This is a genomic window from Amycolatopsis australiensis, from assembly GCF_900119165.1.
Taxonomy (GTDB): Bacteria; Actinomycetota; Actinomycetes; order Mycobacteriales; family Pseudonocardiaceae; genus Amycolatopsis; species Amycolatopsis australiensis.
Genome location: NZ_FPJG01000006.1, coordinates 3,673,059 through 3,687,619, shown reverse-complemented (window position 1 = coordinate 3,687,619; position 14,561 = coordinate 3,673,059). Strand labels below are relative to the sequence as shown.

General features: G+C 69.7%; 18 protein-coding genes. 10 read left to right on the top strand and 8 right to left on the bottom strand.

Features of this window, described 5'->3' with window-relative positions; all coding sequences use genetic code 11:
* Nucleotides 1–69: 69 nt before the first annotated feature.
* The 5 genes from BT341_RS43575 to BT341_RS18900 all read right to left on the bottom strand — a co-directional run bounded on the left by BT341_RS43575 (nt 70) and on the right by BT341_RS18900 (nt 3,660).
* On the bottom strand, nt 70–759 hold the full coding sequence (locus BT341_RS43575) for an MvdC/MvdD family ATP grasp protein (RefSeq protein ID WP_245805021.1): 690 nt from the start codon (nt 757–759) through the stop codon (nt 70–72).
* A 43-nt stretch (nt 760–802) separates the two neighbouring features.
* The gene (locus BT341_RS45385; RefSeq protein ID WP_177328709.1) at nt 803–1,219 is read right to left on the bottom strand and encodes a hypothetical protein; all 417 of its coding nucleotides are present in this window, start codon (nt 1,217–1,219) and stop codon (nt 803–805) included.
* A gap of 17 nt (nt 1,220–1,236) precedes the next feature.
* On the bottom strand, nt 1,237–1,656 hold the full coding sequence (locus tag BT341_RS18915; RefSeq protein ID WP_072477569.1) for a hypothetical protein: 420 nt from the start codon (nt 1,654–1,656) through the stop codon (nt 1,237–1,239).
* Between the two features lie 4 nt (nt 1,657–1,660).
* Nucleotides 1,661–1,981 (bottom strand): hypothetical protein, encoded by a 321-nt coding sequence (locus BT341_RS18910; protein ID WP_245805020.1) that lies wholly within the window; start codon nt 1,979–1,981, stop codon nt 1,661–1,663.
* A gap of 479 nt (nt 1,982–2,460) precedes the next feature.
* A complete protein-coding gene (locus BT341_RS18900) occupies nt 2,461–3,660 on the bottom strand; it encodes a helix-turn-helix domain-containing protein (protein WP_072477566.1) in 1,200 nt (399 codons plus the stop codon).
* A gap of 88 nt (nt 3,661–3,748) precedes the next feature.
* On the opposite strand from BT341_RS18900, the gene BT341_RS18895 reads away from it, so the two are divergent.
* Nucleotides 3,749–4,462: an HAD family hydrolase gene (locus BT341_RS18895; protein ID WP_072477565.1), complete on the top strand. Its 714-nt coding sequence runs from the start codon at nt 3,749–3,751 to the stop codon at nt 4,460–4,462.
* An 802-nt stretch (nt 4,463–5,264) separates the two neighbouring features.
* On the opposite strand, the gene BT341_RS45380 is transcribed toward BT341_RS18895, so the two are convergent.
* From BT341_RS45380 to BT341_RS18875, 3 genes are all read right to left on the bottom strand, one after another.
* Nucleotides 5,265–5,738, bottom strand: a complete 474-nt coding sequence (locus BT341_RS45380; RefSeq protein ID WP_072477564.1) for a hypothetical protein — start codon at nt 5,736–5,738, stop codon at nt 5,265–5,267.
* A gap of 174 nt (nt 5,739–5,912) precedes the next feature.
* Nucleotides 5,913–7,211 carry an NsdA family TPR-like regulatory protein gene (locus BT341_RS18880; protein WP_218177743.1) on the bottom strand — a complete coding sequence of 433 codons (1,299 nt, stop codon included), beginning with the start codon at nt 7,209–7,211 and terminating at the stop codon, nt 5,913–5,915.
* 27 nt (nt 7,212–7,238) lie between these two features.
* On the bottom strand, nt 7,239–7,721 hold the full coding sequence (locus BT341_RS18875) for a hypothetical protein (protein WP_072477563.1): 483 nt from the start codon (nt 7,719–7,721) through the stop codon (nt 7,239–7,241).
* A gap of 116 nt (nt 7,722–7,837) precedes the next feature.
* Between BT341_RS18875 and BT341_RS44335 the strand changes: the two genes are divergently transcribed.
* From BT341_RS44335 to BT341_RS18835, 9 genes are all read left to right on the top strand, one after another.
* Nucleotides 7,838–8,026 (top strand): hypothetical protein, encoded by a 189-nt coding sequence (locus BT341_RS44335; RefSeq protein ID WP_143168588.1) that lies wholly within the window; start codon nt 7,838–7,840, stop codon nt 8,024–8,026.
* Entirely contained in the window at nt 8,023–9,099 is a 1,077-nt protein-coding gene (locus BT341_RS18870; RefSeq protein WP_072477562.1) for a hypothetical protein, read from the top strand. The genes BT341_RS44335 and BT341_RS18870 overlap by 4 nt, the downstream gene beginning before the upstream one ends.
* 184 nt (nt 9,100–9,283) lie before the next feature.
* Nucleotides 9,284–10,126 carry a GOLPH3/VPS74 family protein gene (locus BT341_RS43570; RefSeq protein ID WP_177328853.1) on the top strand — a complete coding sequence of 281 codons (843 nt, stop codon included), beginning with the start codon at nt 9,284–9,286 and terminating at the stop codon, nt 10,124–10,126.
* A 56-nt stretch (nt 10,127–10,182) separates the two neighbouring features.
* Nucleotides 10,183–11,739 carry an APC family permease gene (locus BT341_RS18860; protein ID WP_072477560.1) on the top strand — a complete coding sequence of 519 codons (1,557 nt, stop codon included), beginning with the start codon at nt 10,183–10,185 and terminating at the stop codon, nt 11,737–11,739.
* On the top strand, nt 11,736–12,389 hold the full coding sequence (locus tag BT341_RS18855; RefSeq protein ID WP_177328852.1) for a GNAT family N-acetyltransferase: 654 nt from the start codon (nt 11,736–11,738) through the stop codon (nt 12,387–12,389). The genes BT341_RS18860 and BT341_RS18855 overlap by 4 nt, the downstream gene beginning before the upstream one ends.
* A gap of 34 nt (nt 12,390–12,423) precedes the next feature.
* On the top strand, nt 12,424–13,071 hold the full coding sequence (locus BT341_RS18850; protein ID WP_143168587.1) for a hypothetical protein: 648 nt from the start codon (nt 12,424–12,426) through the stop codon (nt 13,069–13,071).
* 8 nt (nt 13,072–13,079) lie between these two features.
* Complete coding sequence (locus BT341_RS18845; protein ID WP_143168586.1) at nt 13,080–13,268, top strand: hypothetical protein; 189 nt, start codon at nt 13,080–13,082, stop codon at nt 13,266–13,268.
* 3 nt (nt 13,269–13,271) lie between these two features.
* Nucleotides 13,272–13,601: a hypothetical protein gene (locus BT341_RS45375; protein WP_072477556.1), complete on the top strand. Its 330-nt coding sequence runs from the start codon at nt 13,272–13,274 to the stop codon at nt 13,599–13,601.
* Nucleotides 13,598–14,521: an SAM-dependent methyltransferase gene (locus BT341_RS18835; RefSeq protein WP_072477555.1), complete on the top strand. Its 924-nt coding sequence runs from the start codon at nt 13,598–13,600 to the stop codon at nt 14,519–14,521. The genes BT341_RS45375 and BT341_RS18835 overlap by 4 nt, the downstream gene beginning before the upstream one ends.
* The last annotated feature ends 40 nt before the right edge of the window (nt 14,522–14,561 follow it).

Here is a 14,561-nt window from a genome sequence, read left to right as displayed (position 1 = left end):
GCGTGGCGAAGGCGGCGGCGATGGGAAGCCCGGTCGCCTCCTGAATCCAACCCCACTGCCCGCTCGGGTTCAGGTCGACAAAGTGGTGCTAGCCGTCGGCCGTGACGACGAAGTCGGCCGCCGCGAAGACCAGGCCGAGCCGGTCCAGCAGCGCGAGCAAGGCGGCTTCGACCTCGCCCGGGAGATCACCGGTTCGTAGCGAAGCGCGGCATAGTTCGTGCGCCAGTCGACCGCGCCCCCATCGGGTGACAGGATGTTGGCGGCGAACACCTGGCTGCCAACCACGGTTGCCCGGACGTCGCGGACTTTCGGCACGCGCGCTTGAAACTGGTGCGCGGTCAGCGCGACGCGCAGGTCGGCCATGTCCGAGGTCGCTACCTCGGTCGTGGGGATGAAGGCCACCCGGTCACCATCGGCGACCGTCGCCGACGCCAGGGCCTTGTACACGACCGAGGAACCAAGGTAGGCACGGTACTCGGCGGCATGCTCCGGGGCGTTGGTGATGACGGTGCGCGGCACGGACAGCCCGCACGCAGCAGCGGCCTGCAGCTGCAGCGGTTTGTACTCGGCGTCCGCCGCCCGAGATGGGTGGTTGACCCACGAGCACGGCAGGCTCAGGAGAAGCCCGCCGAGACCTCGGCGGGCTTCCCGACCCGCGAACCGCTGCTCCGCGTCAGTCATTGAGTCCGGGAACTTGAACATGGTCGGTCGGCGGACGTAGACGCTGCGGATGTCGCCGAGGTCGACGACGCGGTCCACACTGCGAATTTCGCCGTGCCAGGTGCCGTTCCGGCCTGATTGTTCAAGCCGGAGGGCTTTCGGTGTCCGGGTCGGAGCCTGGCCAGCGGGATGGCCGTGCGGGTGGCTCTTCCGGCAGCTGGCGCAGGACCTCGAGCACGCGCTGCATGAGGGCGGGGTCCGGTGCCGCGAACCGGGCCGGTGGACGCGGCCCGCGCTGAGAGCTGACGTAGCGCCGGGGACGCTTCGGCAGCACCCGGGGCAGCAGCTGGGTGGGCTGGTCGGCAGGCGTCGGCTGAATCCGGGGAAGGACTTCGGTGGAGGCGTTGGCCGCTTCAGCTTCGGCGCGCTCACGGGCTACTCGGGCCTGGATACCCGCCACGGTGCGGCTGGGCAGAGCCCGTACGCGCCGGTTGTAGCGGTAGTCCGCCAGGCTTAAGGCGACGGCCGCCACCACTGGAACGGCCAGGACGACCAGCACGCAGACCACGCCACCGCTCACGGCTCCGGCGGTGGCTCAGGGTTCGGTGGCTCCGGCAGGTCGGGCCGCTCCGCAGCGGCCGGCGGGCCGTCGAGCTTGTCGGCATACAGATCAAGCACCTCGACCAGGGCTTCGAGCAGCCGGGCCGCCTCGCGGAGCTGGTTTCCCGTGGCCGTGCCGGTGCGGAGCCGGGCACTGACCCCCACCAGCTGGCGGCCGGTGACGCCCACGCGGTCGGCCAGGCTGACGGGCGCGGCCGGGGCTTCCCGGGTGCTGGCATGGGTCACCAGGACGTCGGCCAGGTCCATCAGGAGGGCGGCGAACGTCCGCTCCCGCTCCGGCGGCAGCGTGCCAGTCAAGAGCTCGCTCGTGAACCGGGGTACGCGCCTGGTGACTCCGGCCAGTGCCCGCACCAGTTCGGCAGTCTCCTTGTCCACGGGGCTACTCCGTCCGGTGGCGCATGGCGTGGACCTGCGCTCCGGCGTCTTGCTCCAGCCGCTCTTGCATGAGGTCCTGTAGCCGGACATTGAGCGCCAGGTGCCGCAGGCTCGGCACCACCACGTGCCGGGCGCCCGTGCGCACCAGTTCGGTCACCAGCTCGTCGAAGCCCTCGCGCGCCCCGCAGTGGAACTCGAAGAAGAACGACACGAAGTCCAGGCCCAGGCTCCGCGCATACCGGACGACAGCCCGCTCCAGCCCCCGCACCTTGTGGTCAGGCACATGGGCCGGAACCCGCATGTAGCCGTAAGCCAGCTGGGTCACCGGTGCCGGCTGCGCCGTCGCGGGAGCTGGCATGAGCACCGAGGCCGTCATTAGAACCCGTCCCGCAGCCGGGCGGCCAGGCGCACCTTCGGGCACGGCCAGGGCACGCGGCACATCGCGCACCGGCCGGGGTGCAGCCGGGACGGCCTGTGTGTCACGAGATATACGTGGAGCAGGGCATACAGCTGGAGCGGTTCGAGCGAGGCCAGCACCGCAGGCGCCGCCGTCGCCGACCCGGGTGAGCCAGACTGGACCATGGGAAGTACCGCCTTGAAGATGGCCGGGCTTGTACAGGTAGGTGGCACCCCAGCGGCCAGGACTTCGCGGGGAACGGGTGGTGCGTGCGGGAGTTCGCCCGTGACCTCGGAGGCACGAATTGAGATGGTCAACCGGCCGCCGGGATGCCAGACGCGAACGTATGGCCACTACCGGCCAGTAACCCGAACTGCCAGTTCGGGTGGGTTTCCGCCCGAACTGGCTTAGACGGGCAGACCGATGTCGGCCGCCAGGCGCACCGCCCCGGCCGATTCCGTCCGCCGTCCGCGTTCGATGACCGTGCGCAGGAGGGCGTGAGCCGCCGGACGGAAGCGGACGTCTTCCGGCGCATCCTGCTCGGCCGTGCCCAGCAGCGCCAGTGTCGTAGCGAAGTCCCGCCGCTGGACGTAGCCCTTGGCCTGGTCGAGCAAGAAGGCCACGCGCCGCTCAATGGACGGCGACCGCTCATGGTCCACCTGAGCCGCCAGCCGCAGACCCTCCACCGCTTCGCCTGACTCCACTTCGACCGTCACCGCGTACATCGCCACGTTGGTCGGGCCGAAGGCCGTCCAGCAGGTGTTGCAGTCGCCCGTGCGCTCGGCCAGCGGGGCTGCCTGCCGCAGTCGGTCCCGGCCCATCCAGGCGTCGCCGTTGCGCACCGCGGCCACAGCGGCGATAAGCAGGAGTGCGCCGGACAGCGCCACTGCCTCACGGTGGTCGGCCTGCAGGAGCGGTCGCAGGTCAGCCAACGCGCTCAAGGCCACGGCTTCGGCCTCTTCCGCGCGGCCATCGGCCAGGAGTACTTGCGTCAGGTTCCAGCGGGCTCCGGCCAGGCGCACCGGGTCGTCGGCCTGCTCGGCCGCCCGTTGCGCCCGGTCGGCGGCCAGCAGTGACAGGTCGACCCGGCCGACACGCTTGGTCACCGTCCGCAGGAGCCCGTAGAGGTCAGCTGCCACCGCCTGCGCCTGGCGTTGTTGACGCCCAGCAGCCTCACGGATGGTGGCTTCGGTCGCCGCGATGAGCTCTGGCAGATCGGTCGTCAGTTCGGAGTAGCGATGCGGTGAGGTCTGCCAGGCATGCCAGGCCGCTTGCACCTGCGTCTTCAACTCAGGCACCGCAGCCGGGCTCGCGGCCTGCCGCTGCGGGGTGGTCATGGCACGGTAGATGGCGTCAGCCGTGATGCTGTTGGCGCGAGACGGCCGGGTCGCCAGCTGGCCGTCGAGCAGATCGCCGGGCTTCACACTGAGCACGTCCGCCAGCTGAGCCAGCACCGCAATCGTCGGCAGCTTTTGGCCGCGCTCGATCTGGTAGAGGTAGTCCGGGGTGATGCCGGTCAGTCCCGCCACGACCGTCTTGGTCTGGTGCGCCGCCGTGCGGTAGAACCGCACCCGGTCTCCCACCCTGCGCGCCAGATCATCGTTCATGCCGTTGTTGCACCCTCCTACCGGGCCGTGACCAGCGCAAATGGTATCGCGCCGTCTACGATCCGTCACTGGTGGCACACTCGCGTTCATGACCGCGCCGAACACGCTGCCGCGCACCTTGGTGCTGTGGGATGTCGACCACACCCTGATCGAGACGCGAGGGGTCGGCCGGGCGATCTACGACCGGGCGTTTCCAGCTGCTACCGGCCGGCCGCTGGTGAAGCTGGCACAGATTTCCGGGCGGACGGAACTCGACATCATGGCCGAGTCGCTGCGCGTCAACGGCCTGGAACCGACCGACGAAGCCGTGAAGAAGTTGGCCGACGCCCTCGTGAAGGGATACGAAGACGCCCGCGACGAGCTGGCCGCCACCGGCCGCGCACTGCCCGGCGCCCGCAAAGCACTCCAGCAACTGGCCGCTGACCCCGCCATTCACCAGGGCATCTTGACCGGCAACCTGCGCGAGGTGGCGCGCATCAAGCTGGAGGTGTTCGGGCTCGACCGGTATCTGGACTTCGAGTCCAGTGCCTTTGGTGACGACCACGCCGACCGACCCGAACTGGTGCGCATCGCACGTGAGCGGACGGAAGCCCAGTCCGGCGCGCGGTTCGAGCTACGCGACATCGTGCTCATCGGGGATACGCCCAACGACGTGAAGGCCGCGCTGACCGCAGGGGTGCGAGTCATCGGGGTGGCGACGGGGAAGAACACGGAGACGCAGCTGCGCGAGGCTGGGGCCTCGACGGTCGTGCCTGACCTCTCCGACGTCGCCCGACTCATCGAAGGCGGAAACCGCCGATGAAGCCGACCGATGTGTCACCTGGCAGGAGACGAAGATTGGCTCTCCGGCGGAGAGTTAGCCCGGCCCGATGAAGCCGTGGTGAAGGCCTTCAACGTCGTCACCACTCAGTTTGGGCGAGTGTGGGTCGAAGCCTCCCCGCTCAACAATGGGTCTGTTACACGCGAAGGCTTGCGCTGGCCAAGACCGACCACGAGCGTTCTCCGTCGATCGAACGACGGGTGGCGTTCCTGCTGGGCCAGGCAAAGCGCTATGCGCAGCGACGGGAGTTCGCTCAGACGCTGGCCTTGCTGACGACCGCGGAGGCCGACACACCGGAAGAAGTCCGGTTCCGGCCCGCGGAGCACACCCTATCCGTACCGTCATGGAACGCGGACAACGAACTGAGTCGGCCGCCGCCGCACAGTTCGCCAACCGCGTCGGCCTGCCGGTCTAGGGCAAACCGTTGCCGTCACCTACCCGAACTGACAGTTCGGGTTACCTTTGAGTAACTGAAATACGTTGCTTCGCAGCACCCCGGCGGCCGGTTGATCTTCCTCTCGCCTCCGAGGTCACGGGCGAACTCCCGCACGCACCATTTCTCGTTCACCGTGATGTTCCCGGCGTTGGGGTGCCAACCAGCCACTGACCGCGAACAACAAATGAGGCGATCCCGGTGCCCCATCCCGCTGTGCACGGCATGCGTCGCAATGCGTACCGCAGCGCTCACGGCTATCGCCGACCGTCCGAGCTTAGCTCCGGCCAGGAATCGTCGCCCTCAGCGTCGACCGGCGTGACGGCACGCTTTACAAAAGTCGGCAAGCACCTACTGACCCCGAGTCAGCAGGTCGTACGCGATGTACACCTCATCCAGCGCCCGCCGAGCGACCTCCTCGTCCTGGACTCGTGCGCTGGCCCAGGTCAGGCGTTCAAGGAGGAGCGTGCGGACCACTGGCGAGGCACGTCGGGCGCCGGTCACGGCGCTCCTGGCGAGCAGCTGGCCGTCACCCGGGTCTCCCAACTGTCCGACCGGCGCATCGTCTTCAGCCTCACGAGCCGCGGAAACACCATCCAGGTACATGCGTTCGGCTCGCAGGTACGCTCCGGCGTCACTGGCGACCCAGCCGACCAGCTGCGCGAGCTCGCCAACCACCACGCGCAGCCGCCCGCCGACCTGCTCCGTGTAAACGCCGCAGACCTCGGCTGGCTCGACAAGTACGCCGCCTTCGCCGTCTGCGGTTGCCTCTGCCTGGCGGTCGTCACAGCGGCCCGCCGTGACGTCGATCTCCTCCTGGGACATCCGGTACGCGTAACCCTTCGGCAGCGTCCAGCGGCCCAGCCGGAAGCCGTCGTGCCTGACCTGGCGGGCGGTGACGTCGATGACCGGACGGGTGCGCTGGACCTCGAGGATCGTGCCCTTGAGGACCCATTCGGTTTACGGAACGCCTCAGCAGGTCGATCGCAGCGCTCTCAGTTATCGCCCGATCAGGCTGTCGTGGATGTGGTCGTCGAGGTCGGCCAGGAAGTCCTCGTTTCGCCACGGTCGGAGTTCACGCCGAGCAAGACGGATTCGTTTTGCTGCGACTCGGCCGCCCGTCGCGGCGGTGATGTCGACGGCCTCGTGCAGCAAGTCAACGCAGGCTGCTGGGTCGCCCAGACGGAGCCGGGCGAGCGCCAAGTCGGTGCTGACGATGCCGCGTTGCACAGCGTCTCGCGAGAACCGCAATGCGGACATCGACCGGTCAAGACGGTCATGTGCGTGGCTGGCGTCTCCTGCATGAAGTGCACACAACCCGTCAAATCCGTCCAACCTGTCAGTAGTGAAGCCACTGTGCGGGTCGTCGATGCTCACCTGTTCCGCCGTCTTCCAAGCACGGTCGAGGGCAGCAGCCGCTTTATCGGCATGGCCGGCCCGAGCGCAAATTTCCGCGTGCACGGCATGAGCTCGAGCACGAATCGCGTAGCTGGAACCCCGATGAGCGTCGAACGTCGCGGCATGGGCCATTGTCCCAGCCGCCTCCAGGTCATCAGTGGCATGCAAGATCACCATGGTGTGGCTGGTCTGGATTGCGGCACGGTGGCTGCGGTCCTCGAGGTGTGCGGCGACCTCGGTCGCTTCTGTGTAGAGGGCCATGGCCGCCTCGTCGTCACGAGTTTCAAAGGCCAGCCGACCGGCCAGCGAGTATGCGGCTGCGGCGAGCAAGACGAGTTCCTGGCGCCGGCCGACCTGCTCATGCCGCACGAGCCGTCGGCAAGACTCGACGATGGGCGTGAGCTGGAGTTGGAGGCGAACGAACGGGACGGCTCCGACCTGTCCGTTGATCGCCGTTACAGCCTCGCTCAGCCGGGTGAGGTCCTCGTGGTCGAGCTGCGAAGGATCACTCAGGTTTCCGTCGTCGCCCTGCGTGCGATGGGTGACGAGAGCGACGAGCTGCTGCACTCGCTCCGGTGGCGTCCCGAAGAGACGAAGGGCATCCAGCAGGGTGGCGAAATCAGATCCGGGTCCGATCGCCTGGTCGCCGGCTGGGGTGCGCGCGTAGAGGTGCACCAGGAGGAACTGGTAGCGGTCGCTGGGACTGGTTCGGTCGGAGACGCTCTCCCAGCGAGCGACCGCGCGTTGGATGCTGGCGAGCTGCCTGTCCATCAGCGAAGTGACTGCGAGCTGGCGTGCAGTATCCCGCAGCGCCCGAGCGAGGTCAGCCCAGGACCAGCCGCGTCCTTCGCGCAGCCGCCGGAGCAGCACGGCCGCGGATTCCCGATCAGTCGTGGTCACGAGAACCAGTACACCATTCGGACGCTGTCATACGGGTGCAATCAGCCGGGGTTTGCCTTGTTCGGCTGCGTAATTCACCGTGTACCAGGTACCGCTGGTCGGGTCGGTGCCGCGGGGGAAGCCGACCACGAATTCGCTGCGATCGACCATCCAGCGGTTCCGGGCATAGTACGCGGCGGTGCCCAGTCGGTCAGCTCCCAGCTCCACGACCTCCGCGAGCCGGCCCGCGTCCCGCTGTCGGCGGATGGACGCCACCGCCGCAGCTGGCTGATCAACGACTGTGCAGGGCACCACGACGATCAACGATGCCTCGCTGTTCTCGGCCAGCCAATCCAGGGCGGCTGTGTCGATGCCGACGGCGCCGCCCAGGTAGAAGTGCGCGTCCGGGGCGGCGAACGGCCGAAGGTAGTCGTCAAACAGGCCGGCAAGCTGCGACTCGGCGGGGACCGAGCGAGTGCCGGTGATTGTTACATGTCGGGTCACGCCCGCCTGCTCCTCCTCGAATGTCATCGAATGTCATCTGTCGCTGTCGCGCTCGATGACGATCTTATGACTGGACTGGCTGCGGCGGAGACTAGCTCTCACCTTCGCAGCTGCGGAATCCCCGGGAATGCGAGGTGCGCACGATGACAGTGGATTTTGAATCGCTGGCGACGCTGCTGCTGATCACCTTCACGGCGCTGTTCGCCATCACGTTCGCGATCGGTCTGGCGCAGCAATGGGCAGCCAGTCGGAGGCGAGCACACGCGTCTGGTAGCCGCAGCGCTCATCCGCGCCGTGGGCGGCTCGACGAGTCAGGTCGTGATCTTCGATGATCTCGCCCGTCACGAACCCGTTCGCGTCCCTCTGGGACGAGCCGACCAGCGAACCGCTCACCACGTTGCTGACACGCCACCGGGTCTTCCTCCCAGAGTTCAACGCCGACAGCCGCCTAGAGCGGATCACAGGCTCCTTCACGTGGGAGTTGGACGGCTTCGTTGACGCTGTCCGTGTCAAAGGGGAGACCGACGCCGCCGCCATGCGCGTAGACCACGCCGGCGAAAAGGTCTGGGAACGCGAGGGCGACACCCTCACCAACCTGCACCAGCTCGTCGACCTTCCCCAGCCCAGCGCCGCTGCGCGCGCCCCGTCTGGTGATCAGCTCCGCTCCGCGACTGTGGACAACGTCAGATGGCCGGGGGCGCGGCGACACGGGCGACCACGGCTCACCGTTGCCGAGGCACGGCAGGCACTGGTTTCGCTGCCGCGCGTCCGCTGGCACGATCCCCAGTCCAAAGAACAGGCACGCACGCAACTGCAGCCGCCCGGCGGGGAATCAGCCAGGTCGCACTCAGCTCGGGGTGCGGCCATGACCACGGCGTTCGGCTGGCAGCCCGGCGCAGTGCCGCCGAGTGGCGTGATCTACGCAGCCGGCGTATTCCGCCCCCAGATCCTCCACCGCGTTCGATATGGCACCCCCGTGTTCCGTCTCGGATCGCAAAACGCTGCAGACCTCGGCTGGCTTAACAAGTACGCCGTCTTCGCCGTGTGTGGTTGCCTTTGCCTGGCGGTCGTCGCCGACGATGCGGTGGGCCAGCGCGAGGACTGCTCAGCCTGCTGGGAACACGACAAGGCCCAACCGGCCGCGGACCCCCGCACGGTCGACGCGACGTCGCACCGAGGCGCAATACGCGGTGACCTCTGGCCGACAGCGCCACCACTCGACCTCGCTCTGCAGCCCGTCCTCGCCGTCGCCACCTGGCGCGGTACCCAGCGCCGCTCGACCTCAGCCGAGCACACGGCTTCCCGCCTCCGGACGCGGAGCGCCGAAATCGATACCGCCTGCATCACCGCGACCGTCGAGCGCGACGCCCACCACTTGCCCACGGCGGTAGACCATGCCGCTTGACCAGTTCACAGAGGCCACCGTGAACCCGAGCCCGAACCACCAACCTGTCCGCGGCGAACACCACGCCGACCTCGCCGGGCCGGCCGCCGCGCCCACACAGCGCGACTGGAGGCTGGGCCAGAGGCGTACGGCAACACCTACAGGGGCGCCGGCGAGTCGGCCAAGCCCATCCCCGGCTACGGCCGTGGCTTCGGCCGACCTCAACGCCGTGACCGCTCCCCTGCCTCCGCCCAGGGCCTTGCACTACCCGAGCGCGATCCCTGATCATCATGCACGCCTTCCTCAGGGGCCGCAGCCGCACGGTTCAGTTCAGCCTCAGGCCCGACGTGCGGCGATCCGACACCCCGCGGACCTGCCGGTTGACCCCGCCCCGTACGAGTCGATCTTCCGGTACACGCCGAGGCCGTACCACGGCTCGGAGAAGTTGGCCGACCTGGTGCTGACAGCCAACTTCGCCCAGGACATGCACCACCCGCTGGTGCAGGACCGTGCCCGGATCGCGTGCGTCCTCGGTGCCATGCTGCTGGCCGAGCTGCGCATGGCAGGCCTGATCAAGGTAGGCCCCGACGGCTGGATCGGCCCAGCGCGCCCGGCGGACACCGACGACTGCGCGCTGGCGCCGGTCCTCGAGGACCTGCACACCTTCCGCTCGGCCGAACCGGCCCGGAAGTGGCTTCAGTACTTCACGCTGGACGACCGCGCGACCACGTTCGTCTGGAAACGCCTTGAACACGACGACGTCGCCCGGACCGAGCGGACCTGGCGCGGACGCCGGCATGTGTTGACCGAAGTCCGGGCCACCGGGTGGACGCGCCGGTACCTGGAAATCCACGGCGCCGCCAGCGACGTACCCGCCCCAGCCGTCGTCCTCTGGCATGGCCTCCAACAGCTCCGCCTCGACGCCCGCGCGCTCGACTTGCAGCCCGAGATCGCGCGCCGGCTCGACAGCGCGGAGTTCCCGGCCGCGCTGGATCCGCTGTTCGACGCGCTCGCCGACGTCCTGGCCCGCGTGGCCACCCCGCTGTAGCGGCCCGACATCCCGCTCTGGCCCCACCCAGCCCGTTGCCTGCAAGGAGTACCTGCATGCCCGATCTGCGCCGCCGCGCTCCCGAGACCACGAGAGGCCTCGACGCCGCGCTCGCCGCCGGCCAGCTGTCCACCAGCTTCATCACCGGCCGGACGGTCGCCGCCGCCACCCCGACCACCGTGGTCGCCGGGGTCGTGCCGGTCGCGATCGCCGTGACCAGCGGCAACTTCCCGCTCCTGTTCATCGTGATCGCGGCCGTGTACCTGCTGTTCTGCGTCGGCTACCTCGCCGCGAGCCGGATGGTCCCGGCCGACACCGCCAGCGGCGCCTTCTACAACCTGGTCAGCCGAGGCCTGAGCCAGACCATGGGCGTCGGCGCCGGCTGGGTCGCCGTCGCCGCCTACACCGCGCTCACCCTCGGCCTCTACGGGCTGATCGGCGCCATCCTCGGACCGCCGCTGTCGAGCCTGCTCGGCATCACCCTGCCCTGGCAGGCCGTCGCCATCCCCGCCGCCCTGCTGGTCGGGTGGCTCGGACTCCTCAAAATTGAAGTCGGCACCCGGTTCCTCATGGTCCTGGTCACCTGCGAAGTTCTCATGATCACCGTGGTGACCGCCGCCAACTGGCTCCACCCCGCGGCCGACACCAGCCCGCTGGACGCCCTGAACCCGCACCAGCTGACCACCGGTGCCCCCGTCGTCGCCGCGCAGCTCGCGCTCGCCGTCCTCGGCTACATCGGCACGGAACTCACCGTCGTGCACACCCGCGACGCCCGCGACAGCCACCGCGGCGTGGCCCGCGCGACCGTCGCCACCATCGCGGTCCTCACCGTGCTCTACGTCGCCGCCCCGGCCGGGCTGAGCGTGACCCTCGGCGTCGACGGGGTCGTCCACGCCGCCCAAGCCGACCCCGGCGGCCTGTTCGTCAGCACTGCACGGACGCACCTGGGTGAACTCGCCGCCACGATCGTGCAGATCCTGTTCGCCGGCAGCCTCCTGGCCGGGGCGATCGCCTTCCACGGCGCGACCGCCTTCTACTGCGTCCACCTCGGCCGCGACCATGCCGCCCCGAGAGCCCTCGCCCGCGTCGGGCGCAAGCACGGCAGCGCCACCGTCGCCTCGCTCAGCCAGACCGTCCTCGCGGTCGCCGCGATCATCACCGTGTCCGTCCTCGGCGCCGACCCCGTCCAGACCCTGTTCTACTACGGCGGCACCGCCGGGGCCGTCGGCATCCTGGCCCTGCTCGCCCTGACCGCGCTCGCCATCGCCGTCATCCTGCTGCGCCAGCGCACCACGCCCTCCAGCACGACCGCGCACGGCGCCGCGACGCCCGCCGAGCTCGACCACCTTGACGACTCGACCGGGCGGCTCGGCGCGGCGCACCGCCGCTGGGCCGCGGCCGCCGCGATCCCCGCGACCATCGTGCTCGCCGTCCTCTTGACCATCGTGATGCTGCACCTGGACACGCTGCTCGGTGTCACGCCGGACTCCCCGCTGCCGTTCGCGGTGCAGCTGACCTACCTGGCCGTGTTCATCGCCGGGGTCACATGGGCCCTCTGCCGCCGGTCGGCCGCAGTCCGCCACACCGCGCCGGCCGGAACGGACCGCCGATGACCGCCTCAAGCGTCGTCGAGCCGTTGCGGCCGATCGACACCCGCGACGCCGCCGCAGTCATCGCGGCCACGTTCGTCGACCTCGACATCGCCCGCTGGCTGGTCCCCCACGACGCCGCCGAGCGGGAACGGTGCCTGCGCAAGCAGTTCGCCTGGCTGATCAGCGCCGCCCTCGCCCACGACGGGCGGCTGCACGGCATTCGCGAAAACGGGCACCTGGTCGCCGCCGCGCTGTGGACCATCCACCCGGGCGGCAAACCCGCCGAGCCGCCGGGCTACGACACAGCACTGCGCTCGATCACCGGCGCGCACTACCCGCGGTTCCGTGCCCTGGACGACGTTCTCGCCGCCACCACCCCGACGATGGCGCACCACCACCTGGCGCTCCTGGCCGCCGCCGACCGTGGCCGCAGGCTCGGCAGCACCTTGCTGAGCACCTACCTCGCCTGGGCCGACCGACAGCGCCCGGTGCGGCCGATGCTGCACCTGCACGCCAGCAGCCCACGCGCGGCCCAGCTCTACATCCGACACGGCTTCGAAGCCGACGACCCCGCCGAGATCCCCCACAGCGACGGCCTCCACGCGTTCCCGATGCACCGCCACTCGGCGACCGCTCCGCTCTCGGCCCCTCTTCGCGTTGTCCAGCCATAAAGGACGGTCCACCGTGCACCCCCGCTGCCACACCGTGACGATCGCTCGTCGACCTCCGCTGTACCTGCGGCCGCTGCTGCTGGCGGTTGTGCTTGCCAGCGCGACCGGTTGCGGCGGCGACCCCACTATCACCCTGGCCGAGGCCCAGTCGGCCGCCGCTGGGCAGATCCGCGCAGCAGCAGCGGCTGTGTTCCCGCCCGGGTACACGCTGCAGCCGCTGCCGCCGTTACCGCTGAACTGCACCGACTTCCGCGACCGGGCCACCGGCCGCGTTCAGGTGGGCGTCACCTTCTGGGTCGACGGCGTCGCCACGACCGGCAACGACGCCTACTTCGACGCTATGCACCGCTGGTGGGACAACCACGGCTGGACCTCCACAGCCAACAGCCGCCCCGGCGACATGTTCACCAACGCGATCAGCGGCGACGGCTACCTCATGAGCCTCAGAGCCAACGCCGAGGCCCACCTCGCGATCGGTGCCACCACGCCCTGCCTGACCGGCGACGGCACAGCCCGGCACCTCTCACCGCCGCCGATACCGACTGCATCACGCCAGCCGACCACCGCAGCCTCGGATCCGAGGCCGATGCCGGGTGCATCACCACCCGGCATCACCGGCATGACCGACCTGCAGCGCACACCGAACGCCGCGCTGCCTGACCTGCCCGATCAACACCGATGAGGACCGCGATGACCGCTCGCCGACACGCCGCCCCCGCACCGCCCACGCCGGGCACGCGCAGCAGACCGGTGCCGACGACGCGCGGGCACATCGCGCGGCTCGTCGGCGCCGCGGCCGCATTCCTGGCGATCCTCGGCGGCGGCGTGCTCGTCGCCGTGGTCCTCGCCCAGACCTACGTCACCCACCTCATCCCGTGATCCGTGAAGGCCATCGTGAACACCGACAAGCAACCCCTACCTCGGCGCCGGCCCGGTGCCGCCTTCGATGACGAACTCGCCGCAGAGGCCGAGTTCGGCTGGTTCCCGGGCACGACCGTGACATTCGCCGACGTGGCCACCAGCCGCGACGGCCGGGTGACGACACCGCTGCCACGCGACTACGCCCCGGCCGACGGGAAACAGCTGGCGCGGATCGCGGCCGCGCTGGAAGCGCTGCCGCCGTGCCGCAGCGGCTGTCCCGGACACCACCCGCCGAGCGAGGCCTGCGCCTACCACGGCGAGCAGCCACCGGCCATCAGGACGACGCCGTGAACACGTCGCGCACTCGTGAGGCCGATGCGTGCGTCTCCCGCGAGCCGATCGGCCTGGACTCCGACCGCCCGCTGCTCGCCCGGTTCTACGACGCCGTTCTCGGCGGGACCGACAACTACGGAGTGGACCGCTCGCTGCTGACCATGCTGCGCGCCTCGGTGCCCCAGGTTGACTTCGTGTTCCGTTCGGAGGTCCAGTTCCTGGCCCACGCTGTCCGCTACATCGCCGGCGAGCGCGGCATCGAGCAGTTCGTCGTCGCCCTCCCCGGTCTTCTGCCTGACCGCGTCGATCAGCTCCACGACGTCGCCCGCAGGTGTCAGCACGACGCCCGTGTCTGGTACATCGACTACGAGCCGGTCGTCCTGGCACATCTGCGAGCCCGCCTCAACGGCGTCGGTGGATTCGTCCACGTCGTCGAGGCCGACCCGCTCGACCCCGCCACGGTCTGGCACCGGCTGGCCGAACATCCGTCGCCACCCGATGAGGAACCGATCTGCCTCGTGCTCGGCGGGGTCCTGTCCTTTCACCCCGGATCCCGCGAGGACGCAGCCGCGGTGGCGCAGCTGCACGTCGCCCAGCTGCCGCCCGGATCGTTCATCGTGCTCACGCACCTGCTCGACCCGGAGATCCCCGAGCTCGCACCTATGGTGCGGCGGCTTCACGACGGTCTGGACGGCTCGCTGTGGGCGGGCAGCGTAGCCACCCGCGCCCAGATCCGCGCGATGGTCGCGGGCACGACGATCCTCCCACCCGGCCACGGCCAGCCACCCGACGTCGTCCCCGCCACCATGTGGTGGCGCAACGGGCCGCCCGTCACCTACCGAGGCGCCGCCGCCACGCCAGACCCGGACTCCGGCCAGTTCGTCGCGGCCGTCGTCGCTGCCGTCGACCAGCACGCCGACTCCGCCCCGGCCGGCTAGCTGCTCGTCTCCCCCGATCTCCCGCGCTCACCCTCCTGAG

What these genes read in the sequence shown, in the direction of transcription:
- BT341_RS18900 (WP_072477566.1), bottom strand. Translation starts at nt 3,660, where the DNA reads ATGAACGATGATCTGGCGCGCAGGGTGGGAGACCGGGTGCGGTTCTAC.
- BT341_RS18895 (WP_072477565.1), top strand. Translation starts at nt 3,749, where the DNA reads ATGACCGCGCCGAACACGCTGCCGCGCACCTTGGTGCTGTGGGATGTC.
- BT341_RS45380 (WP_072477564.1), bottom strand. Translation starts at nt 5,738, where the DNA reads ATGTCCCAGGAGGAGATCGACGTCACGGCGGGCCGCTGTGACGACCGC.
- BT341_RS18875 (WP_072477563.1), bottom strand. Translation starts at nt 7,721, where the DNA reads ATGACATTCGAGGAGGAGCAGGCGGGCGTGACCCGACATGTAACAATC.
- BT341_RS44335 (WP_143168588.1), top strand. Translation starts at nt 7,838, where the DNA reads ATGACAGTGGATTTTGAATCGCTGGCGACGCTGCTGCTGATCACCTTC.
- BT341_RS18870 (WP_072477562.1), top strand. Translation starts at nt 8,023, where the DNA reads ATGATCTCGCCCGTCACGAACCCGTTCGCGTCCCTCTGGGACGAGCCG.
- BT341_RS18860 (WP_072477560.1), top strand. Translation starts at nt 10,183, where the DNA reads ATGCCCGATCTGCGCCGCCGCGCTCCCGAGACCACGAGAGGCCTCGAC.
- BT341_RS18855 (WP_177328852.1), top strand. Translation starts at nt 11,736, where the DNA reads ATGACCGCCTCAAGCGTCGTCGAGCCGTTGCGGCCGATCGACACCCGC.
- BT341_RS18845 (WP_143168586.1), top strand. Translation starts at nt 13,080, where the DNA reads ATGACCGCTCGCCGACACGCCGCCCCCGCACCGCCCACGCCGGGCACG.